A 23,077-nucleotide genomic window follows, 5' to 3' on the forward strand; every position below is an offset into this window, starting at 1 on the left:
CGGCGTGATTAGAACACTTGCGCGCCCAACCTTCTCGTTCCAACCAGCCTTGTTGCTGCCGGTGGCGTTGATGCTCATCGCCATCGGTTTGTTATGGTTCTCACCGGTGCGTTCACCGCACACTTGGCGCGTTGGTGAAGATCACGAACCGGTGCTGGTTGGTTTCCACGGTAACGAACAAAACGAAACCGATCTGTTTCGCTGGTCGCAGCCGCAGGCGGGGTTGTTTCTCTATGGCTATCGCGGCGCGCCAGCCGTGGTTGAATTGCGCTTGGCTGCACCGCGCCAGCCGGGCATGGCGCCGGCTCAAGCGGCGTTTGCCTATCAAGATGGCGACGTGGGTACGGTGACGGTGGCCGGATATTGGCGTCGCTACCGTTTGTTAGTGCCTACCACTGCTACTGGTGAGACGGTGCTGCGCTGGTCTACCGAACCATACATCGCGCTGCCCGATGTGCGCGAGTTAGGTGTTGCCTTGAGCGGTGTTAGGCAGTGGTCGCTGGCCGATCGTCCAACCTTGAGCGCCCAAACCATCGCGTGGAGCGTCTTGCCGCTGCTGGTGTGGATGGCAGGCGTTGTATGGCGGTGGCCCGTGTTTTGGCGCGATGCAGGGGCGCTGTTGGCGCTCGCGCCGGCGCTCGGTTTGGCGCTGGTTCCGGCAACGGCTGAGTACTGGCTGCCTACCGTGCCATGGCCATGGTGGCCGGTGTTGCCGGCGCTCGCGTTGGTAATATGGCCAGCGCTTGCGGCTGGCTGGCGTTCGGCAACCCAATGGGCGGCTGCCCGGCCAATCGTGGGTTGGATGGGGCTGGCCGTAGCATTAGCCAGCCTGCTAGCCTTGCGGGCTGGCGTTCCGGCATGGGTGGCGTTGCTGCTGGTGATTGGCGGGGTTGGCTTGGCATGGCCGCTGCTGGCCGCTGCTGAAGAGCGTTCGGCATGGCCAATCGGCGGCTTGCTCGCAGCAATGACGGTTGTGGCTCTGGCGGTACGCTTGGTTGCGCTGGATCAGATGCCGCCGGCATTGTGGCGCGACGAGGCGCGCCATGGTTTGCTCGCCTTGCAGATCTGGTCAGATCCGAGCTTTCGCCCGATCTATGTGCCAGTGTTTGCCGATCTGCCGGCGCTGCTCTTTTACCTGATGGCGCCGGTCGTAGGTCTATTAGGCCCGGCAGCGTGGAGCGCGCGGCTGGTGAGCGCAGTGGCTGGCGCGCTGACGCCGCTGGCGCTCTATTGGTTTGTTGCGCCGGTGATCGGACGGCGAGCGGCTGTGTTGGGCGCAGCGTTACTGGCGTGGGCGTCGTGGTCGTTGAGTATGAGCCGCTGGGCCTTTCCGGCCACGCTCGATCATCTGCTGGTACTGACGGCGGCTGGGTTGCTGTGGCGCGGCCTCGATCCGGCTCGGCGCGGCTGGTGGTGGTATGTGGCCGGCGCAGCAGCGTTAGGGGGGCTGGCGGTCTATACCTACCACACCGGGCGGCTAGCGCCGTTGGCTTTGTTGGTGGTGGCGCTGGTGTGCTTGGGGCGTGATCCGGCTCGCTGGCGGGTCGCTTGGCCGCGGGTGGTGCTGGCTGCACTCGTTGGCGCGATCGTGGTTGCTCCGCTCGTGTGGTATATCCTTACCGATAGCGCCGGCTTTAACCGGCGGGTCGGTTTTGTCTCCATCTTTCAACCTGATAATCTCTACCGTCACCGTCCGCTCGATTTTCTTGCTGAGAACATTGTACGCTACGGCTTGATGTGGCATGTGCAGGGTGAAGCGAATGGTCGCCACCATTTGCCACTGGCGCCGATGGTTGATCCAGTGGTTGGCCTGCTCTTGCTGATCGGCGCGGGGTTGGCGTGGCGCGCGCGGCGCACGGCAGCGGTTGTCGTATTGGCGCTGTGGTTGCTTTATTACCTGCCGGGATTGCTGAGTTTCAACGCGCCGCATGCTATGCGCTCACTCGGCACGCTTGCGCCGGCTTGCGCGCTGGCGGGATGGGGATTGAGCCGGTTGGCGTCCGGTGCGCGCTGGCGGCGTTGGTTGATCCCTGCTGCGCTTGCCGGCAGCTTAGCTGTGAACCTGTGGGTCTATTTCGGCCTGATGTGGCATGATCCACGGGTGTATGGCGAGTTTGATCGGGTTGAGACGGTGATGGCCCAGATTGTGCGCCGGGCTGCTGTGCCTAATGATGCCGCTCAGGCTGTGCCCGTCTATCTGCCGCGTGAGTGGGCGCTCAGTGATACCGTGCGGTTTCTCACGTCAGATTTGCCGCTAGAACAACAGCCACAAATCTGGCGCGGCACGCTTGATCCTGATAGCGATGCGTTAGTGGTCTTGCCCGCCTTTACCGATCCTCGTGAGGTTACTGCCGTTGTGAACACGCTTGGTTCCGCTGCCGTTGAAATCGTGCCTACACCAACCATTCCTGCCGGCAGCGAGCCGCTCGTGCGGGTCTTTGCCCGTGGCCCGGCGGCGCTGGCCGTGATGAGGTCGCCATGAAAGCGGCGCTCGATGTGACGGTTGAACAGGCGACTGTGGCACGCTTTGCCCAGAACGGCTTGCTGGCGCCGTTTGCCGATGCGGTGTCGGCGGCCACGCATCTGGCCGGTGTGCAGGCGCAGATGTTGCCCGCCGCCGGATTGGCGCTCTGGAATCGTGTGCCGGATTTTACGGCGGCCCAACTGGATCACTTGCTCTACCACGAACGTTCGCTAGTGCGGTTGTGGGGCCAGCGCGGGACGTTGCATCTTTATGCTGCGACCGATTGGCCGCTGATCTACGCGGCGCAGGCTGGCCGCGCCACCTATTGGGAGCAAGAGGCGCTGCGTGAGGGCTGGGAGCCGGCAGCGTATGAGGCGTTTATCGCGCGCGCTGCGCGCTGGCTGGCCGAGCACGAGACGATGGGTCGCAGCGATTTGCGCCGTCTTGCCCCTGAGATTGATGATCGCCACTTGTCGGGTTGGGGCGGTATCTTTGCCATTCTGACCCGGCGCGGTTTGGCTTGCCACGCCGCCCCCAACGGCGGCGAAGCCCGCATGGCCCACCGCTTGCGCTGGCGGCCTGATTTGGTATGGGATCCGCCGCCGTCTGAGGAAGCGAATGCCGAGTTGATCCGACGCTATCTGGCCGCCTTTGGCCCGGCAACTCTTGCCGATCTGACTGCGTGGCGCGGGCGCACGCAGGTTGAGATCAAGCGCTGGTTGGCGCAGTTGGGTGATGAGGTGGTGAAGGTGACGGTTGCCGGTAAGCCGGCGTGGTGGTTGCAAAGCCAATTAGCGCGTTTGCCAGCATTGCCGGAACCGGGTGATGTACCGCCGCGCTTGTTGGGCCGGTTTGATCCGCTCTTGCTGGGCACTCGCGACCGGAGCTGGTTGGTTGATGCGGTTGGCTATAAGCAGGTCTGGCGACCCGCCGGCCATGTCGAGGCGACGATCGTGGTGGCAGGGCGGATCGCGGGGACGTGGCGGTACGATTGGCGTGGTTCGGCGCTTGTGGTGACGTTGCGCCCGTTTGGATCGTTGCCGCTGGCAACGCGAACGCAGCTTGAGACGTTGGCTGCCGGTATCGCTGCTCACTTCGCCGCACCGTTGGGGGAATGCCGATGGGAGGAATGAACGTGTGGCGGTTATTACCGCCGGCGCAGGGCGATCCGGCCAGCGAGCTGGCTGCTGGCGCGGCGATGCTGGCTGGCTTGGCAACCACATCCCAACCGGCGATCCGCTGGTATGCCGCTGCCCCCCAACCGGCGTTGGTGATCGGTTCGGGCCAAAAGTTGAGCGAGGTTGATCAGGCGGCCTTGGCGAACGCTGGCATCACACTGCACCGGCGGGCCAGCGGTGGCACCGCGGTGCTTTTCGTGCCCGGCTTCTTGATGCAAGACATTGCGCTGCCGGCGGATCATCCGCTGGCCCATCCCGATGTCAGCGAGTCGTACCGCTGGTTGGGCGAAGTATGGCAAGCGACCTTGGCCCAGTTTGGCGTCGCAACCACGCTGATCGAGATCGCTGCCGCACGCGCTGACCGGGCAACGCTCGATCCGCTGGTGGCGCGGGCATGTTTTGGCGGCCAATCGCCGTATGAAGTGCTGGCAGGCGGGCGCAAGCTGGTGGGTTTCGCCCAGATCCGCCGGCGCGAAGGGATGTTGTTTCAAGTCGGCCTCTATACCCATTGGCCGGGGAAGCAATTGGCGGCGCTGTTGGCTATCACTGAGCCTGAACGCCGCCTCTTGGTGGAACGGCTGGCAGAACGGGTGACCGATCTCGCCACTGTCTGCCCTAACCCGCCCGATCTCGCCTCTTTGGCAACCGCATTTGCCGCCGCGCTCTATCAGCGGTACGATGTAACCATCACGCCTGCCGATTGGACGGCGGCGGAATTGGCGGCGATGGCGGCGGCGCAGAACCGGTTTGCGCCGTTGGGATGAGGATTTACCACAGAGGTCGCAGCGTGCGCATCTGACTCCCTCCCCCAGCAGGGATTGAGGGGCGAACAGAACTTGTGATTGAGTACAACTGTTGATCGCTTTGCAATGACTCCAAGTTCGGCTCTCCGCTCCCCTCTCCCGCGCCAGTGGGAGAGGGGCCGGGGGTGAGGGCCAGCAGCCCGCGCAGCGGGCTTCGTAAGCCAAGCCCGGCCCTTCAGGGCCGGGTGTCAGACAGATGTTCTGTCCGCCCTTGAACTTCCGGGGGAGGGTTGGGGTGGGGGAATAATGAACATTTACCGCTGAGGCCGCAGAGTACGCAGAGGGTTATTCTAATCCTTTGCGTCCCTTGGTGCTCTTTGCGTCTTTGCGTTTAACGTCTCTGCGCCGTTGCGCGCTTTGCGTCTTGATATGTCTATGCGCTTGACGATTGCTGTCTCTATCCTCGCCATCATCGCGCTGACCGCCTGCGGCCAGCGTGATCCGGTCATCTCGGCGTGGGCGCCGGTGGGGCCGCAGCCGACCATCTTGCCCAGCGTTACCCCCGACCGGCCATTGCCGGCCAGCACCCCCTTAGTGGCGGTCATGGAACCAGTGCGCCCGACGCCAACGCCGAGCTTGGTTGATATCGCCACCCAAATCGACCTCTACCTGCGCGATCTGACCGACAAAGGCCAATTTCGCGGCTCGGTGCTGGTGGCGACGCAAGGGCGCATCTTGGTAGCGCGCGGCTACGGGCAGGCCAACGTCGAGCGCGATCTGCCCAACACGGCTCAGACCCGCTTCCGCCTCGCTTCGATCACCAAGCCGTTCACGGCGCTGGCGATTATGCAATTGCAAGCAGCGGGCAAACTCAACGTCAACGAATCGGTCTGCCGCTACCTGCCCGACTGCCCGCCGGCATGGCAGCCGATCACGCTCCACCATCTCCTCACCCATACCGCTGGCATTCCGAACTACACCGACTTCCGCGACTTCGAGCAACTCGAACGTTCGCCGGTCACGCCAACCCAGCTCGCGGCCCGGTTCCGCAACCTGCCGCTCGACTTCGCGCCGGGCAGCGCCTTTCGCTACGGCAATTCCAACTATGTGGTGCTTGGGTTAGTGATCGAAGCAGTGAGCGGCCAATCCTACGCTGATTACATCCGCACCAACATCTTCGCGCCAGCGGGCATGCCCAACAGCGGCTACGACAGCGGCGACGCCTCGGCGCTCAACGGTACGGTTGGCTATCTGGGGCCGGGGGCGGAACGGGCGATTCCGATTGACACCAGCAATCTCTACAGCGCCGGCGGCCTTTATTCAACGGTTGAAGACCTCTACCGGTTTGTCACTGCACTCAACGGCGGGCAACTGTTACCCGCCGCCGAACTCTCCCAGATGTACACCCCCGTCCGCAACAATTTCGGCTACGGCTGGAAGATCGAAGATCGCAACGGGCGCAAGGTGATCTACCACCCCGGCTTTATGTCGGGGGCCGTCACCCACCTCGCTTACTATCCCGACACCCAGAGCGTGGTGATTGTTTTGAGCAATATGGAACGCACCAACGCCGACGCGATTGCCGCGACCATCGGCGCGATGCTGCCGTAAGCGTGGCTACACCACCCATGCCGGAATGACCCAGACCGTTTCGGTGAGGGGCAAGCATTGCTCGGCAAGGCAAATAATCCCTCCCGTTCCCACTGGCATACCCAAGCTGTTCAACACCCTGAAATGCTGGGCATCACGCGCATGAGGGGAAGCCGTCTTCTTAATCTCGATTGGATAAATCGTCCCATCTTGCACGATCATCAGATCAATTTCACGCTGGTCTTTATCGCGATAGTAATACAACGGCGCCCGCCGGGCGGAATGCCAATAGCTCTTCAATATCTCGGCAACGATCCACGTTTCAAAGATAGCGTCGCCCATCGCGCCGGCTTCAAGCGTTTCCGGACTGGCCCATTCGGTGAGATAGGCGGCAAGGCCGGTGTCGAGCAGATAGAGTTTGGGAGTTTTAACCAACCGTTTGGTCACGTTTTGATGATACGGTTCGAGTAGATAGACAATCCCCGCCGCTTGCAGGATCGAGAGCCAATGTTTAGCGGTATTCGGGGCGATATCAGCATCGCGCGCCAATGCGGTCAGATTCAGCAATTGGGCTGTGCGCGCAGCCACCGCGCGCACAAATCGCAAAAAGGCCAGCTCATCCCCAACGCGCGCCAGATCGCGCACGTCGCGCTGGAGATAGGTTTGGACGTATGAGCCATAGAAGAGATCGCGTTCGACCGCATCATGCAGCGCAATCGCCGGTAATGAGCCACGCCAGATCAGACGATACAGTTCTTTGAGATTCAACGGCGACGAGAGGCGCGCACGCCGCAACAACTCGGCAGGCGCCGGCACAAAGGGCGTTGACTCCAAGCCGCGCCCTTGCCGTTCCCAACGCGAAAGGCCAAGCAAATGCAGCACCGCTGCACGTCCCGCCAGCGACTCGGATACGCCTTGCATAAGGTGAAACTGTTGTGAACCGGTCAGCCAAAACAGTCCGTTTGCACCGGCGCGATCGACAGCGAGTTTGATCAAGGGGAGCAAACCGGGGGCATATTGGATCTCATCGATCAACACTGGCGGCGGAAAACGCTGCAAAAACAGCGCCGGATCACTGCGCGCTAATTGCAAGACAAGGGGGTCATCAAGCGTCACGTACCCACGATCTGGTTGGCTTGCGTGGCGCAGCAGCGTCGTCTTGCCCACCTGTCGCGCACCGGTCAGCAACACCACAGGAAAGTGTTGGCTAGCTGCCGCTAGATGCACTTCGAGCGTGCGGGGAATGTACATGTGACATTTTCGGCTAATCTGCATCCTAATTGCATGATAGCCGGAGAGGAGTGTGTTCGTCAAGAGAACGGGGTATCATGAAGCAGAGTTAAAGCCATCCCCTGCGCGAGCGGGAGCTGTTTAAACAACGTAACAATATCGAACGACGTTGTGAGCCATCCCCTGCGCGAGCGGGAGCTGTGCCTACAGAGGTTGCTTTCGCTGAAGCGGGAGCTTGCTTCGGGCGCTGCGCGCCCTCGCAATGACAGAGGGTACGCCCCGCTTTCCGCCTGTCATTGCGAGCCGCGTAGGGGCAATGCGTTGCATTGCCCCGCGCGGCGAAGCAATCCCCTACGAGAGCGGGAGCGATGCCTGTCCGCACAGTTCTCACCGAAGTAGGCGCTTGCTTCGGGCGCTGCGCGCCCTCGCAAGGACAAACAGAGGTAAACCATGAAGCGGCTCGCAAGTGCGGTGGAACTGCTCGCCGGTGTGGTGATCGTGGGTGTGCTCACTGTGATCCTGTTTGTGACCTTTGGCGGTGCGCCGGCAACGATCCAACTCTCGCCGGGAGCAGCAACAGCGTATCCGGTTGTTGAGCCATCGCCCGCCAAGCCTTATCCATCACCACTTGAGTCTGCACCCACGAGTGAGTCGTCGTATCCGCCGTTCACGGCGACACCAATCGCACGACCGTCGCTCCCGGTGTGCGATTTTACCGAACGCGCACCAGATACCGCCGGCATAGCCAGCAGCGTGATCGATCGCTTTGGCCCGTCCCAAGCGGTGCAAGCGCCGGTCAGCGGCATTGCCGGCTGGCTCGATGCCCAGCAACTGCTCGTTTCCCGCGAACCGCCTGCGTCTGCCCAGATGTCGTTTTATGCCTTGAACCTTTTCACCGGTGATATGCACTTATATGTTGCGCAGAGCGCCTTAACCCAGCCGGTGTGGCTAGCTAGCGCGCGCGCGATCGCCTATGCCGTATCTGTGCCGCAAGGGACTGATAGCGCGGGTGTGATTCGCAATCGCACCGATCTCTACGTCACCTTTATCGATTCGGCCCAGACACTGGTTGTCGCCTCAGATATCCTCGCCACCGAACGCACCTTCGCGGCAGAACCGGATGGACAGCGCTTGTGGTACTTCTTGCGCACCGATCCGTTGCAACCCTACATCTACGATGCGCACCTGAATGCCAGCCAACCAGCATCGTTCCACCTTTCGTCATTCATATCGTCTAAGCCTGATCTTGAATGGGCTATCCGCAGCGAAGCGCCGCTCTTTAAGCTGGCATGGCATCCTGATGGGGTGAAACTGCTCATCTATTCCCAATACTGGACATTCTTGTTGAACACCCAAACCGGCCAAGCATGTGAAGTTGAATTGATCGATAGCGAAGACTATAAAGCTGAAGCGATGCTTGTGCCGCCATGGCCGTTTATGGCCCAGTGGAGTCCGGATGGGAACTATGTGGCGATCATTTCAACCACTGATTTCCAATTGCCGTATCACCATACCGATCTGATCGTGCTGAATATTGTTGCCCGTGAGCGATATACGCTCAGCTTAGGCGATGCAGTGCCGCCGTATTACCGGCAGAGCGTGACCGATCTGGCATGGTCGCCGGATAGCCGTTACGTCACTGCGCTGGCGTTTGTTAACCACACTGGCGATAGGCCAGCCACCGGCCTGTTTGTCGTCGAGGCGGCAACCGGCGCATCAGCGCGGATCTTGCCCAGTGACGTGTTCGGGCTAGGCTCGTGGGGTGCGCGACTCGCATGGAATCCAACCGGTGAGTGGCTAGCCGCAATGGGTTGGGATGGTTTGAGTCTGATACCGGTTTACCCGTAGTGTTGCCGTTGACGCTACGGTCGTGTTCAGCATCTATTGAAGCCAGCCTTGCCACTGAACAATCAGCTCATCGATGTCGCCGCTATACGGTTCGCTAACGTGCAGCGCAAAATCAGTAATGCGAAAGAGACCTAAGTTCGGCTGGTTTTGCTGTGTGGTCGAGTTCTTAACAAAATCTCCCATTGGTTTTGTGCCATGAGCGAAGCGATATAAGGTGGTGCGAATCGCTTCTGGACTATTGTCGATCCCGATCCACGACCGTCCTAGTTGGGATGCAACTTCGAGTGTCGTGCCTGATCCGGCAAAACAATCGAACACAATATCTCCCGGATGAGACGAAGCGCGGATAATAAGGTTGAGCATATCCGCATTCTTTTCAGTAGGATAACCGGTTATTTTGATATTCTGGTTATGTGCGTCTTTGAAATCGAGCCAAATATCTTGCACTGGTATTCCCGCACTTTCATCTAAATACACCTTTCGACGGGGGTTGCCATTTGGCGACCAATAAATTTCACCTCGTGCATCCATTTCATCGAGCGTTTGCGGTGTAAACTGCCAATGTTTGCCGGGTGGCGGCAACATACCACGCCATGGTTTGCCGGTCTCGCCGTGGCGCACGCCGGGAGCATGCAGCGGAACCTTTTTGTACCGGCGTCCGGTCGCTTCTTCGATGTACTGGTATTCTCGTTGCGCCGCCTCGTCTGTCCACGGTTGAACTGGACGATTCCAGACATAATGGTCTGATTTCGTGTAGAACAGGATGTAATCAGAGATATTGCCGTACGTTTTGCGAGTGTAATTCTTAGGATTACATTTTTTACGAGTTATCCAATTGCGGAAGTTGCTTTTTCCAAAGATTTCATCCATGATCACTTTGACATGGAAAGCCATATTTTCATCAAGATGAACATAAATAGAACCATCATCGGCAAGGAGTTCACGGAGGAATATCAAACGTTGGCGTAAGAATTCAATATAATGTGCGCCGGCTAGCAAATCTTGGTATGCATCGCGTTGCGAGCGGGATTTAAAGACGCTCTTGGTTGCGAATGGCGGGTCAATGTAGATGAGGCGCACTTTGCCACACAATGATGGGTTCTGTAGGAATTGGGCAAGAATTGGCAAATTATCACCGTAGTACAGGTGATTACATGCCTGCTCATCACCCCAAATTGGACGAGTGAGCGCTGGGGGCGTACTTAAAATTTCGGCTTCATCACGTTTGCCTTCATAGCACAGAGTTACGTCGGGTGATGTGGATGGCGTTTCCGGGTGAAATGAAGAGCCGTTTCCATGCCATTTTGTTTTTGAAACACCGGGAGCCATAATGCGATCCTCTACGATGTACGTGTATGCAGCCATGCAAGCTGTAGCCGTTCAGGAACCATGCGCAAGGTTAAAACCATGACTTTATTAGGGTAACTATCTTCAAGCTTGCTGTAATCATCCCACATTGATCCTAATAATAAACCCGGCCCATCATTCAACAGAATGACTTTTATATTTAATTGGTGTGAATGTGCATAATTGAGCACTTCATCAATTGTGCTGCGATATTGGCCGGGCCGATCATCTTCCTGCGCCCCTCCCCGATCAGAGTCATAACGAGCTAGCCCAATTGCTAAAATTGATGTCTTCCCTTGTTCGTATATCACAAAATCGATTGGGCGGGTAGGATTAGGATAGTTAGGAAAGATTTCACCCATCAGAGTATCGCGCCCTGCTCGGATTGGGCCTTCGATGATCAGGTCGGGAAAACGTGCGCGGAATAGCTCGAAAAATCGTTCGGTTAAATCGTATCCCTTCTTTCCGCGATCCTTGTATTCCCATAGTAATGCACATAGCGCTTCATCGGGAGTCGGGCGTGAGTTGTATGCTTTTTGCACTTCTGGAATTGGGCGAAACTGTGAGCCAAAGGTTTGAATTATTTGTAGTATACCTGATTTTCGTTTCGTCATTTCAACTGGAACAGAAGGGCTAACATATTTTCGGAAGACTCTGAGAAGCTGAATACGCATCCAAGTTTGGCTAATCTCACTAATTCTTAGGAGCAGCTCTTGCGATGAAGCGGATTGTTTGAGAAGTTGTCCAAATAGTTGAATAACTGGACTGTAGAGATTGCGTGCGTCTTGTAATATGTCTGGATAATAATCTCCGGTCGCTAGTGTTATCCAGAGACTTGCTTCTGATTTATAATCTGCGAAGCGCTTAGCGCGTTGAGATGTGTCTGGCTCGGTAGGATATTCCATATTGATTGACATAATATATTTTTGAACCTATGTTCTACATCTGTAGAACAATCATAGCCGAAAGGGGGCGACAATGTCAAATGTTGCTCTGATATATCGGCAATAGGCGCTATTGCCTTATCTCACAACTGCCCGGTCTCGCCCCAGTGCGCCAGTTGCGCCCGGTAGGCTGGGTCGGCGTAGCGGGCCGGGTGGAAGGCGGCGGCGTAAGCGGGTAGCGGCGCGCCGGTCATGTGCGCTGCGAGGAGTTCGGCGGCAGCAGCGGCAGCCATAATCCCGTAGCCGGCTAGCGCCCCAATGACGAAGGCCCCTTCGACCGGCAGCGGCCCGATCAGGGGCCGGTTTTCCGGTGTGCAGGTGTAGTAGCCGCCGTCGAGATAGGCCCGCGGCAGCCGGTCGCGGTAGGCGCGCAAGCCGGGCAGCATCGTTGCCATGCCGCGCAGCGCGATCTCGAAGAAGCTGTCGTCGAGCGGTAGGGGGAAGCGCGCCGCGCGCAGATCCGGATCGTGCGGGTGGTAGTCCCAGAGCACCAGCACCTGTTGGCTGTTGCCTTCGCCTTCGGGCCGGCAATGCACCCCCGCCGGCAGCGGGCCGGCCAGCCACGCCGTCGCCGGATCGGCCAGCAGTTCGTCCCGTTCGTCCGCACTCCAGTCGAGTTGCACCGGATCGGCCCAGATCAGCAGCGGCGCGGTGCGCGGTACGACCCCCAACGGGTCAGCGAAGGCGGCTTTGAGGTGAAGCTGATTATGCACTGGTAGTTCAACGCCAAGCAGTTCACCAACGGCGGCTAGGTGCGGGCCGGCGGCGTTCACGAAGCGCGGGGTGGCGATCTGCTGGGTGCCGCCGGCAGTGGCGATAGTGACGCCGTTAACCCGTCCGCCGGTCTGTGCCACCGCCGTCACCTGCCCGCGCACGAGCGTCACCCCGGCGGCGCGCGCCTCTTCCAGCAACATCGTCCCAAGTTGTTGCGCACTCAGCCAGCCGCAGCGCCGGGTATGCAATACGGCCACCGTGGCCGGATTGAGGGAGGGGAAATGCCGCCGGATCAGCTCAGGATCGAGCAGCAAATCAGCGCCATCCGGCGCGGCGCGCCAGTCGTGCCCACTGGCGGGTTGGTAATCGGCATCGGCGCGATCGTGGATGCGGAATGGGCCAGCTCCATGGCGTGCTGCCTGCTCGGCTTGAGCTTGCCACTGCGCGACTCGCCGCTCATCGGCCGTTGCGTAGAGGTAGCCGCGCCGGTTGAGCCGGATGCGGTTCGCGCTCGCGAGCGCCCACTCCTCGATCCGGTCGATGCTGCGGTTCATCAACCCCACCATTGCCGCATCCGGCCACCAGTTGCGGTAACATTCGGTCGATTTATCGCTGGTCAGCGCCAGCGGATCGCCGGCTTCCACCAGTACCACATCGCGCCAGCCATGCGTCACCGCTAACTGATGGGCCAGCGCAACCCCGGCAATCCCCGCCCCACAGATGACAACGGTGGCTGTAGCCGCCATATTCCCCTCACGATGATGACGTAACGATAGCAAGACACTGATGCTATTGTAGCCGAAATAACGCCATGGCCAACCTGAGCGTCTTCACCTAAACCGTACTCATCCGTACCCTACTCCCAACTCCCTACTCCCAACTCCCCACTCCCTCGTTTGACGCACCTCTTGTTTGTTGGTATGATCGATCTAAAGGGGTGAAATTGCCGGTTTCCTTCCCCCTTGTTTGCCTCAGGAGTTCCCTATGCCCGGTGATGACAAAACCGAATCGCGCAAAGTTGATCACATTTGGATTGTGCTAAACGAAGATGTCGCTGCCAAGGGTGTCGTCACCGGTTTCGCCGCCTATCGCCTGCCTCACCGCGCGCTGCCCGAACTCGATCTCAACGAGGTTGACACTCGCACCATCTTTCTCGGCAAGCCGATCGCTGCGCCGTTGCTGATCAGCTCAATGACTGGCGGCACCTCCAGCGCCGAGAAGATCAACCTTGCGCTAGCCGAAGCCGCCGAGCATCTCGGTCTGCCGATGGGAGTCGGCTCGCAACGCGCCGCGGTGATGGATCCGCGTCTCGCCAGCACCTATCAGGTGCGCCGGGTCGCGCCGCGCATCCCGCTGCTAGCCAATGTCGGCGCCGTGCAGCTCAACTACGGCTTTACCGTCGATCATTGCCGCCGCGCGGTCGAAATGATCGAGGCTGACGCGCTGATTTTGCACCTCAATCCGCTGCAAGAAGCGGTGCAGCCGGAAGGTGACGTCAATTTCAAAGGGTTGCTGGCCAAGATCGAAGAGGTCTGCCGCCGGCTGGAAGTGCCGGTAATCGTGAAAGAGGTCGGCAACGGGATCGGCGCAGCCGACGCGATCCGGCTCTACGAGGTTGGCGTGCGGATTATCGATGTGGCTGGCGCTGGTGGCACCAGTTGGAGCGAGGTGGAACGCTTCCGCCAACCCAACGATACTGGCCGCCGGGTGGCGGGTGCGTTTGCCGACTGGGGGTTGCCCACCACCGAGTGCGTGCGCGAGGTGCGCGCGGCCCTGCCCGATGTGACCCTGATCGCTTCTGGCGGGGTGCGCAGCGGCGTTGATGTCGCCAAAGCGATTGCGTTAGGGGCCGATCTGGCCGGCACTGCCCGTCCGGCCCTGTTCGATGCGATCAACGAGCGCGGCGCTGAAGCGGTGGTCGAAGGTCTGAGCGCATTTATTCGCGAGCTGCGGGTCGCGATGTTCTGTAGCGGCTGCGCCAATCTGCGCGCTCTGCGCGATTTGCGCCTCGGTGCGCGGGTGTAGCCCGCTTCTGCGTATGTACGTCCATCATCTGGCTTTGCGCGATTTCCGCAACTACCGGCGGCAAGATTTGGCCTTGCCGCCGGCGACGATTCTCTTGTACGGCCCCAACGCTGCCGGCAAGACCAGCCTGCTCGAAGCGATCTTTTATCTCGCCACGACTCGTTCGCCCCGGCTCAGCAGCGATCGGGAATTGGTACGGTGGGATGCGGTCGGCGAAGCGGGGACGCCGCCGTTTGCCCGGATTGCCGCCGAGGTGGAACGCCGGATCGGGCCGGTGCGGCTGGAGGTGCTGGTGCAGCGCCGCACCGATGATGAGGGCCAGCCGGTCAATGGCGCGCAGAAGTTGGTGCGGATCGATAAGCGCCCGGCGCGGGCGCTTGATCTGATTGGCCAGTTGCGGGTGGTGCTGTTTACTCCCGCCGATCTGACGCTGGTTGACGGCCCGCCCGCCGAACGGCGGCGTTATCTTGACATAACTCTCTCGCAGCTCGATCCGCACTATGTGCGCACCTTGGCCCACTACCAAAAGATTCTGCTCCAGCGCAACAGTCTGCTGCGCGCATGGCGCGAACAACGCCGGCTGCCGCGCAATGTTGATGCCGAATTAGCCTTTTGGGATCAGGAACTGGCCGCGGCTGGCGGCTATCTGTTAGCCGAGCGGTTGCGGGCCGTGGTTGAATTGGGCGCCTTGGCCGGCCCGCTCTACCGCGCGATCAGCGGCGGCGAGCACGAGGTGCAGATCGAATATGAAGCGAGTTGCGATCTGGGGGAGGCGCGTGATGCCGGCGGCTTGGCCGAGCGGCTGCGGCGCGCGTTCACAGCTCAGCGCGCCGATGAGATTGCTCGTGGCCAGACCCTCTGCGGCCCGCACCGCGACGATCTGATCTTCCGTGTCGCCGGGATCGATCTAGGCCGGTATGGATCGCGCGGCCAGCAACGCTCGATCGCGCTGGCGCTCAAGATCGGTGAGGCCGAGTTGATGCGCCAGCGCGGCGGCGATGCGCCGGTGTTGCTACTCGATGATGTGTTGAGCGAACTCGATGCCCAACGCCGCGCGCATCTCCTCGACCTGATCCAGCGTCCCGGCCAGCAGACCTTGCTCACCGCCACCGATCTGAGCGATTTCAGCGCCGATTTTCTCGCCGCTGCCCGCCGCTTTCGCATCGAAGACGGTCAGGTCTTTGCCGGCTGAAGCCTCCCGTAGGCGCGGGTGAGCTGGCGCAATTGGCGGGCTAACTCCTCGCTCAAGGCTTCTGCCGGGCAGCGCCATGCCCAATTACCGCCTAACCGGCCGGGAGTATTCATGCGCGCCTCTGAGCCGAGCCGCAACACATCTTGCAGCGGCGTAATCGCGTAGTTGGCGACCGACATCAACCCCAGCCGCATCAGATCCCACGCAATATCCACCGTCTGCTCATCGCGGCCAAGGTAGGTCAGCACGGCGGCGCGAGTGTTGGCATCGAGCGTGGCAAACCAACCCACACTGGTATCGTTATCGTGGGTGCCGGTATAGACGACATAATTCGCGGTGTAGTTATGCGGCAAGTACGGATTGGTCGCGTCATCGCCGAACGCAAATTGCAAGACCTTCATACCGGGCAGATCAAAAGCGAGTCGCAGCTCGTCAACTTCCGGCGTAATCAGGCCAAGATCTTCGGCAATGATTGGCAGATCCCCCAATTCAGCCTGTAAGGTCTTGAACAGGTCAGCTCCCGGCCCCGGCGCCCAGCGGCCTTCGACCGCCGTCGGCGCGCTGGCCGGCACCTCCCAGTAGGCTTCAAAGCCGCGAAAATGGTCGAGGCGCAGCACGTCATACAGCGTGAAGGACTGCCGCATGCGCGCCACCCACCAGCGATACCCGGTTGCGGCCATCTTCTCCCAGCGGTAGAGCGGATTGCCCCAACGTTGGCCGGTGGCGCTGAAATAATCCGGCGGCACACCGGCCACCACGGTTGGCATCCCGCTGCTATCGACAAAAAAGAGCTCGCGGTTGGCCCACACATCGGCGCTATCGTCGGCGACGAAGATCGGTGCATCGCCGATAATCAGCACCTCGCGCTGATTGGCATACTCCTTCAGCGCCTGCCATTGGCGAAAGAAGAGAAACTGCACGTACTGATGATACTCAATCGCGCCGGCCAGCTCGCGGCGCATACACTCCAGCGCCGCTGGATGCCGGTCGCGTAGTTCGGGTCGCCAGTCGTGCCAGCTCCCACCACCCTGCGCCTCTTTGATCGCCATAAACAGAGCGTAATCGTCCAGCCATTCGCCATTCGCGGCGCAGAAGGCGGTGTATGCTTGGTGGAAGCGGGTGCCTTGCCCGCTGCGGAACCGCTCGAAGCTGCTGCGCAATAACGCTTGCTTGGCCGGGATCAGCGCGCCGAAATCCACCCGATCGCCCGGCAAGCCGCCGAGCGCCGCGCGCGCTTCGGCTGAGGTCAGCAAACCGTGATCGATCAGGTCATCGATGTTAATCAGCAATGGATTGCCGGCAAAGGCCGAAAAGCACTGATAGGGCGAATCACCGTAACCGGTCGGGCCGAGCGGCAACACCTGCCAGAGGGTTTGCCCCGCTGCCGCCAAAAAATCGACAAACCGGTACGCCATCGGTCCCAGATCGCCGATACCCCATGGGCCGGGGAGCGATGAGGGATGGAGCAAAATGCCGCTTGCGCGTGGCAGTTGCATAACGGTACCCCAATACCTGAAGAACGAACTAGCCGGTATTGTAGCATACCGTTGCAGATGCAATCAATATCACCTGCTGCGCGGCACGGGCGTGATCAGCTCAGGACAGGCACGGTTTGGTTCACCGGTTGCCACCACGCGGAAAAAGCCGATGGTGCGCCGTCCGCTATCAACGCCATCAAAGGCAATTGCCCAAATGCCGGGCATCGCATCGGCTGGCGTGAGGTAACAGTAGGTCTCGGTGAAGCCGCCATTTGTCAGATCGACCCGCTCAGCAACCAGTACACTACTGCCGTCAGCACGAAACACGGTGACGCTGACCCAGCGGTCGTGGCTATAGCCGCTGCCGCGCGCAGCAAGCGCGCTTCCCGCAGTGAGCGTTGCCGGATTGACTATCACCCCCAGATTGCGCGGCAACGGCGGCGGATTGGCGCGATTACTCGTGACCTCACGGCCTAATGGCGTTACAATGATTTGTCGGGTCACACCGTCGATTTGTAAGCGGGCGCGCTCGAACCATTGGGTAAGGTAGCGGTTCGTGCTGCCATCAGCCGCCGGTTCGCGACTAACGTCGCTGATCGGCAACCCAAACAGTGCGATCCGTTCGGCATCCGTGTATCCTCGTTTGTTGTCAAGATTGAGACCATTGCTTTCCCAAAAGGTACGGAAATCGCCGCAGAGGGTAAAACCGGTCTCAGCAAAGAGCCGGCAATCCGGCGGTACGAACTTTGGCGGTTTAACTGGCAGGGTAGGGACGCGGTTCAGTTGAGTGAGCCGTTCCCAGCCGGTCGTTTGGAGCGTGATGTTGGCCGGATCGGTATTTCCCAACGGCTGCTGCATAATGACGCGCTCGAAGGGTTGGGCTAAGACGGCGACGCCATCAACTGCCTCGATCCGCGCCGGCCCGATCGGGTAGCCAAAGATGCGCGCGGCATTGCCGCTCTGCCCACTGATCGCATGGCGATCGTTGCGCTGCCAAAAATCGACAAAGCGCGCATCGACACACTCCGCAACATCCTCGAAACAAATTGGGCCGGCTGCATGCACAGGCGTTGATGGGATACGAAAGATGCACAGCAGGACCGCAAGAATCAGCAAGCGGCTATTCATAAGCGGCCCTTTCTTCGTGAAGGGTTGCAGATAGCGCTAGTATAGCACAGGCTTCACGGTTCGCCTAGAGATGGCATGCTGGCTCAAATTGACAGCCACGGCTATCTCGGCTATACTCGCCCCGTAATCGGGCGCTCCAGATAGCGTCCTGATCGGCAACGCAGCCGGCAGGGAGCCCTCCCCGTCTGAGGTGCGAATCTGCGCAAAACCGTCTCGGCGCAGCGATGACCGCTACTGTCATCAGTTGCGCCGCTTCGTTGTTATGGTGCAAGGTTTGCAGATGCTACCAAGGAGTCGACCGATGAGAAACCGTTCTGTCCGTTGGCTGGTGTTGGTCCTCACGCTGATCAGCCTGATCCTGACGGCATGCGGCACGCAGCCGGCTGCTCAGCCGACTGCTGCCCCCGCTGCTGAACCAACGACGGCGCCGGCAGCACCCGCCGAAGAGTTTACCTTCGGTATGGTGCTGGTGGGGCCGATCAATGACGGCGGCTGGAATCAGGCCCATTACGAGGGCGCGCAGTATGTGGTCGAGCACGTCCCCGGCGTCAAGTTCATCTACATTGACAAGGTCAATCCGGCTGATCGTCCGAATGTCAAGGTCGAGCAGGCAATCGAAGAACTGATCGGGCAAGGGGCGAAGTTGATCATCACCAACTCGGCTGAGTTCGCCGATGGCACCAATATCGCGGCGGCGGCGCATCCTGATGTGTTCTTTATCCATGCCTCCGGCGATAAGGTGCTGACCGGCGAAGCGCCGCCGAACGTGCGCAATCTGATGGGCCGTATGGAGTATGGCAAGATGATCGCCGGTTGCGCAGCAGCTCTGACCACCGAAGCCGGCAAGCTGGCGTACCTCGGCCCGCTGATCGACCCTGAAACCCGCCGCTTGGTCAACTCGACCTACCTCGGTGCGCGCTATTGCTGGGAAACCTACCGTGGCCGCCCGGCCAGCGAGCTGGCGTTTAAGGTGACGTGGATCGGTTTCTGGTTCAACATCCCCGGCGTGACCCTCGACCCCACCAAGGTGGCGAACGATTTCATCAACGAGGGCTATGATGTGATCCTCTCTGGCATCGACACCACCGAGGGGATTGTCGAAGCGAATAAGGCGACTCAAGCCGGCAAGCGGGTGTTTGCCGTTCCGTACGATTTTGCCGGCGCCTGTGCGCAAGGTGAGGCGGTGTGTCTCGGTGTGCCCTATTTCAACTGGGGGCCTGACTACAAGCGGCTGGTCGAGCTGGCCCGCGCCGGCAAGTGGGAACCGGCATGGGAGTGGACGGGGCCGAATTGGAGCAATATCAACGATCCTGATACCAGCATGATCGGGTTTGTCAAAGGCCCTGCCCTCAGCGCCGAGAATGCGGCCAAGCTCGACGAGTTTATCGCCAAGCTGGCTGACGGCAGCCTGAACCTGTTCACCGGCCCGCTGTTCTATCAGGATGGCACCGTGTTCGTGCCGGAAGGGCAGGTCGCCGACGACAAAACGATTTGGTATACCCAGCAGTTGCTGGCCGGGATCGAGGGTCAAAGCGCGCCGTAAAAACAAATAATAATTGGTAGAGACGGACGGCCGTCCGTCTCTACCAATTATTTTGACGAAATCATGCATATCGCGGTTGAAAACCTGACCAAACGGTTTGGCCCGGTTTGCGCAAACGACCGGTTGACGGTTTCCTTCGCCGCCGGCCAGATCCACGGCGTGCTAGGCGAGAATGGCGCCGGCAAGAGCACGCTGATGAAGCTGTTGTCTGGCTACATTCAGCCTGACGAAGGGCGGATCGTGTTTAACGATGCTCCCCGCCGTCTGCGCGGGCCGGGTGATGCGCTGGCAGCCGGTGTGGGCATGGTGCAGCAAGAGCCGCTCGATATTCCGGCATTCACCGTGCTGGAAAATCTGCTCTGCGCGGCGCCGCCGGGGGTGTTTCGTTCGCGCCGCGCCGCGCAGACGGCGCTGCTTGAGCTGGCCGGACGGTTGGGGTTTCCGGTTGATCCGGCGGCGCGGCTCGACCAGTTGACGATTGGCCAGCGCCAACAAGTTGAAATTATGCGCCTGCTGTTGTGCGGTGCGCAGGTGTTGATTCTCGATGAGCCAACCACCGGCATTACAGCAGCGCAGGCGCGGGCCTTGTTTGCGGCGTTGCGCCAGATCGCCGCTGAAGGCCGCACCGTGCTGTTTGTGTCGCATAAGCTGGAAGAGGTGGCAGAGCTGTGCCATACCGTGACCGTCTTGCGTAACGGTCACGTCGTGCCTCCCGGCCAGTTGCCGATGCCGCAACCCCAAGAGTATCTGCTGTCGTTGATGTTTGGCGAGTCTGGCGCTGCGCCGCCGATCTATCGCCCCTTGCCGGCCATTGATGCGCCGCCAGTCTGGGAGTTGCGCCACGTCACGGCCCGTAGCGGCGCTTTGCACTTGGTCGATCTGAACCACCGCTTTGCCGCCGGGCGGATTATCGGCTTAGCCGGTCTCGATGGCAGCGGCCAGCAAGTGTTGCTGCGCCTGCTGGCCGGCCAGCAAGCGCCCGATCATGGGCAAGTGTTGGTGAATGGACGTGATCTAACCGGCGCAGGATCGATCGCGTTTCGCCAAGCTGGGGTCGAATATCTGCCGGCTGACCGGTTGCACGATGGCATGATCGGGGCCTTGTCGTTGGCTGATCACTTCGCCTTGTTGCAACGCAACGGGTTGCTGGTCGATCGCCGCCGCGCCGAAGAGCTGGCCCGGCAGGCGATTGCCGAGTATCAGATCAAGGCGACGCCGGTGACACCAATTGCCTCCCTTTCTGGCGGTAATCAGCAGCGGGCGATGCTCGCCCTCATTCCGTCCACTGCGCGCGGCATTCTGGCCGAGCAACCGACTCGCGGTCTTGATGTCGCCTCGGCGCGCGCGATTTGGAGCCGGTTGCAGGCGCGCCGTGATGATGGCTGTTGTATCATCTTCTCTTCGCCCGATCTCGATGAGATTATGGAATACAGCGACGAGGTGATCGTCTGTTTTGCCGGCCGGATCGGGCCGCCGATACCGCGCGCGCTGCTCTCGGCGAGCCGCTTGGCCGAGTTGATCGGCGGGGTTGGCTTTGATGCGCTGGTGGATGTGGTGCGATAGCTGTGCGGTAAGCAGGCATACATTGCTACGGACGTGACGACATGCGGACAGATCGGTTGAAATTGGCGGCTAACCTCACCCGGCCCTTGCTAGCCTTGGTTGCCGCCTTTGCCCTCACCACGCTAGCCTTGCTCAGCACCGGCGTCTCGCCGTTAGAGGCGTATCGCCTCGTGTTGTTTGGCGCATTCAGCACACCGGTGCGGCTGAGCGATATGATCATGCTGGCTGCGCCGCTGTTGTTGTGCGCGGTTGGGCTGAGCATCACCTTTGCCGGCGGCCTGTACAATCTCGGCGTCGAGGGGCAGATGATCGCCGGCGCGATTGCGGCGATGGTGCCGTTGCGCCTCTGGCCTGATTGGCCGCCATTGCTGCTCTGGCTGCTGGCTGGCCTGAGCGGCGCCGCTGGCGGCGCGTTGTGGGCTTTGCTGATCGGCGCCTTGCGCCGGTATGCCAACGTTAGCGAGATTTTTGCCGGCTTGGGTATGAATTTTCTCGCCAGCGGGCTGGCGCTCTATATGGTGTTGGGGCCATGGCGACGGCAGACCTCGGCCTCGTTGTCGGGCACCGATCTGCTGCCGCGCGACCTCTGGCTGCCGACGATCGACCGGCTGCGCTTGGCGCCTGCTGCGCCAGTGATTGCACTGCTGGCATTGGCGATCGTTTGGTGGGCATTGACCAAAACGCGCTGGGGGTTAGAGGTGCGCGCGGTGGGCCTCAATCCGGCGGCGGCTGGGAGGTTGGGGGTGGCTGCCTTCCGCCGCATGGCCGAAACGTTGGCCGCTTGCGGCGCCTTGGCCGGCATCGCTGGAATGTTGCAGGTCGTGGCCGTGCATCACGCGCTGATCCCCAATATTTCGAGCGGAATTGGGTTGCTGGGCTTGCTGGTGGCGCTGTTGGCGCGGGCCGATCCGCGCTGGCTGTTGCCGATTGCAGTCGCCTTCGCTTCCTTTACCGTCGGCAGCATTCAATTGCCGTTGACGTTAGGGATTGATAGCGCAATTGCCGGGGTCTTGCAAGGGGCGCTGGTGCTGTTTGCGTTGGTTGCCCGCGCGCGGGTGCGTTAACCGTCACATCATCGTAGGTTCGCTATGGATCAACTCTGGATCGATCTCGCCGCTGTGCTAGCCGCTGCCTCGCCGCTGGTCATCGCCGCGATGGGTGAGACGCTCAGCGAGCGGGCTGGTGTGATTAACCTCTCGCTCGATGGGACGATGCTGTTAGCCGCGATGACTGGTTTTGCGGTGGCGCTGACCACCGGCAATCTGCTGTTGGGGTTTGCGGCGGCGGCGCTGGTCGGCGCTGCGGTTGCCGCGGTGCTCGGCCTCTTCAGTCTGACCCTCGGCCAGTCACAGACGGCGGTCGGCTTTGTGTTGGCGCTGCTCTGCACCGATCTCTCGTCGTTTCTCGGAGCGCCGTTCGTGCGCGTGCCCGGCCCGGCAGTGCCCTTTACGCCCATCCCGGTTTTGGCCGATGTGCCGGTGGTTGGGACGCTCTTCTTTCGCCACGATCCGGTGATCTACGCCAGTTTTCTGATCATTCCGGCTACGGCGTATCTGCTCTACGGCACCCGGCTCGGCTTGATCGTGCGCGCGCTCGGCGAGCGGCCAGCGGCAGTGTATGCCCGTGGCGTGGATGTGACCCGCTGGCGTTATGCGCTATTGATCGCCGGCGGCGCCTTAGTGGGCATTGCCGGCGCGGCCTTTTCGCTCGATCTCAAGCAAGGCTGGAGCTACCGCCATACCTTTGGCGCCGGCTGGATCGTGCTGGCGATCGTGATCTTCGGCGGCTGGCGACCGTGGCGGGTGGCGTTGGGATGCTATCTCTTCGCGGCGCTCGAGATTGTCGCCACCCGCTCGCAGAGCGCATTGCCGAACATCCCTACCCAAATCGTGCAGGTGGCTCCGTTTGTGTTGATGATCTTCGTGCTGGCCTTGGTCAATCTGGCCTCGTCACCGGCAGCGATGCGCCGGGTAGCGACCTTGCCGCAGATCTGGCAACGGCCATTGCTCGGCGCGATCAACCGGCTGCGCGCCACTGCCCCCGCCGCCCTCGGCCAACCGTTTGAACGGCCATAATGGGAGCCGCACGGC

Annotated in this window: 17 protein-coding genes; 11 read left to right on the forward strand and 6 right to left on the reverse strand. The window is 60.6% G+C overall.

The genetic code is table 11. From position 1 onward, the window contains the following. Nucleotides 1-4 precede the first annotated feature (4 nt). The 4 genes from A6A03_RS02135 to A6A03_RS02150 all read left to right on the forward strand — a co-directional run bounded on the left by A6A03_RS02135 (nucleotide 5) and on the right by A6A03_RS02150 (nucleotide 5,996). Nucleotides 5-2,482, forward strand: a complete 2,478-nt coding sequence (locus A6A03_RS02135; protein WP_066783112.1) for a glycosyltransferase family 39 protein — start codon at nucleotides 5-7, stop codon at nucleotides 2,480-2,482. Further along, entirely contained in the window at nucleotides 2,479-3,597 is a 1,119-nt protein-coding gene (locus tag A6A03_RS02140) for a winged helix DNA-binding domain-containing protein (RefSeq protein ID WP_066783114.1), read from the forward strand. Before A6A03_RS02135 ends, A6A03_RS02140 begins: the two co-directional genes overlap by 4 nt. Continuing rightward, nucleotides 3,594-4,406 carry a lipoate--protein ligase family protein gene (locus A6A03_RS02145; RefSeq protein WP_245668770.1) on the forward strand — a complete coding sequence of 271 codons (813 nt, stop codon included), beginning with the start codon at nucleotides 3,594-3,596 and terminating at the stop codon, nucleotides 4,404-4,406. Before A6A03_RS02140 ends, A6A03_RS02145 begins: the two co-directional genes overlap by 4 nt. A gap of 414 nt (nucleotides 4,407-4,820) precedes the next feature. Beyond that, nucleotides 4,821-5,996, forward strand: coding sequence for a serine hydrolase domain-containing protein (locus A6A03_RS02150; protein ID WP_066783118.1), 1,176 nt, complete (start codon nucleotides 4,821-4,823; stop codon nucleotides 5,994-5,996). 6 nt (nucleotides 5,997-6,002) lie between these two features. Here A6A03_RS02150 and A6A03_RS02155 read toward each other — a convergent pair whose 3' ends face one another. Further along, a complete protein-coding gene (locus tag A6A03_RS02155) occupies nucleotides 6,003-7,226 on the reverse strand; it encodes an ATP-binding protein (protein ID WP_066783120.1) in 1,224 nt (407 codons plus the stop codon). 429 nt (nucleotides 7,227-7,655) lie between these two features. Here A6A03_RS02155 and A6A03_RS02160 point away from each other — a divergent pair, with 429 nt between their 5' ends. After that, nucleotides 7,656-9,053, forward strand: coding sequence for a hypothetical protein (locus A6A03_RS02160; protein WP_066783122.1), 1,398 nt, complete (start codon nucleotides 7,656-7,658; stop codon nucleotides 9,051-9,053). 33 nt (nucleotides 9,054-9,086) lie between these two features. Here A6A03_RS02160 and A6A03_RS02165 read toward each other — a convergent pair whose 3' ends face one another. The 3 genes from A6A03_RS02165 to A6A03_RS02175 form a co-directional block, all read right to left on the reverse strand. After that, nucleotides 9,087-10,382: a site-specific DNA-methyltransferase gene (locus A6A03_RS02165; RefSeq protein ID WP_066783124.1), complete on the reverse strand. Its 1,296-nt coding sequence runs from the start codon at nucleotides 10,380-10,382 to the stop codon at nucleotides 9,087-9,089. Nucleotides 10,383-10,393: 11 nt separating this feature from the next. Continuing rightward, nucleotides 10,394-11,317 carry a bstEII gene (locus A6A03_RS02170; protein ID WP_216636336.1) on the reverse strand — a complete coding sequence of 308 codons (924 nt, stop codon included), beginning with the start codon at nucleotides 11,315-11,317 and terminating at the stop codon, nucleotides 10,394-10,396. Nucleotides 11,318-11,427: 110 nt separating this feature from the next. After that, nucleotides 11,428-12,804, reverse strand: coding sequence for an NAD(P)/FAD-dependent oxidoreductase (locus A6A03_RS02175; protein WP_066783128.1), 1,377 nt, complete (start codon nucleotides 12,802-12,804; stop codon nucleotides 11,428-11,430). A 238-nt stretch (nucleotides 12,805-13,042) separates the two neighbouring features. Here A6A03_RS02175 and fni point away from each other — a divergent pair, with 238 nt between their 5' ends. Together fni and recF are read left to right on the forward strand one after the other, a co-directional pair. Further along, nucleotides 13,043-14,083: a type 2 isopentenyl-diphosphate Delta-isomerase gene (gene fni, locus A6A03_RS02180; protein WP_066783131.1), complete on the forward strand. Its 1,041-nt coding sequence runs from the start codon at nucleotides 13,043-13,045 to the stop codon at nucleotides 14,081-14,083. Nucleotides 14,084-14,096: 13 nt separating this feature from the next. Next, entirely contained in the window at nucleotides 14,097-15,275 is a 1,179-nt protein-coding gene (gene recF, locus A6A03_RS02185) for a DNA replication/repair protein RecF (RefSeq protein ID WP_066783133.1), read from the forward strand. Here the strand turns inward: recF and malQ are convergent. Both malQ and A6A03_RS02195 read right to left on the reverse strand, forming a co-directional pair. Beyond that, nucleotides 15,257-16,771 (reverse strand): 4-alpha-glucanotransferase, encoded by a 1,515-nt coding sequence (gene malQ, locus A6A03_RS02190; protein ID WP_066783135.1) that lies wholly within the window; start codon nucleotides 16,769-16,771, stop codon nucleotides 15,257-15,259. The genes recF and malQ overlap by 19 nt on opposite strands. A gap of 69 nt (nucleotides 16,772-16,840) precedes the next feature. Continuing rightward, nucleotides 16,841-17,881, reverse strand: coding sequence for a hypothetical protein (locus A6A03_RS02195; protein ID WP_066783137.1), 1,041 nt, complete (start codon nucleotides 17,879-17,881; stop codon nucleotides 16,841-16,843). Between the two features lie 301 nt (nucleotides 17,882-18,182). Here A6A03_RS02195 and A6A03_RS02200 point away from each other — a divergent pair, with 301 nt between their 5' ends. The 4 genes from A6A03_RS02200 to A6A03_RS02215 all read left to right on the forward strand — a co-directional run bounded on the left by A6A03_RS02200 (nucleotide 18,183) and on the right by A6A03_RS02215 (nucleotide 23,062). Continuing rightward, nucleotides 18,183-19,424: a BMP family lipoprotein gene (locus tag A6A03_RS02200; RefSeq protein WP_066783139.1), complete on the forward strand. Its 1,242-nt coding sequence runs from the start codon at nucleotides 18,183-18,185 to the stop codon at nucleotides 19,422-19,424. 63 nt (nucleotides 19,425-19,487) lie between these two features. Continuing rightward, nucleotides 19,488-20,987: an ABC transporter ATP-binding protein gene (locus tag A6A03_RS02205; protein ID WP_066783141.1), complete on the forward strand. Its 1,500-nt coding sequence runs from the start codon at nucleotides 19,488-19,490 to the stop codon at nucleotides 20,985-20,987. Nucleotides 20,988-21,028: 41 nt separating this feature from the next. Continuing rightward, the gene (locus A6A03_RS02210) at nucleotides 21,029-22,051 is read left to right on the forward strand and encodes an ABC transporter permease (protein WP_066783143.1); all 1,023 of its coding nucleotides are present in this window, start codon (nucleotides 21,029-21,031) and stop codon (nucleotides 22,049-22,051) included. A gap of 24 nt (nucleotides 22,052-22,075) precedes the next feature. Continuing rightward, a complete protein-coding gene (locus A6A03_RS02215; RefSeq protein ID WP_066783145.1) occupies nucleotides 22,076-23,062 on the forward strand; it encodes an ABC transporter permease in 987 nt (328 codons plus the stop codon). Nucleotides 23,063-23,077 lie beyond the last annotated feature (15 nt).

The sequence above is a fragment of the Chloroflexus islandicus genome, from assembly GCF_001650695.1.
Lineage (GTDB): Bacteria > Chloroflexota > Chloroflexia > Chloroflexales > Chloroflexaceae > Chloroflexus > Chloroflexus islandicus.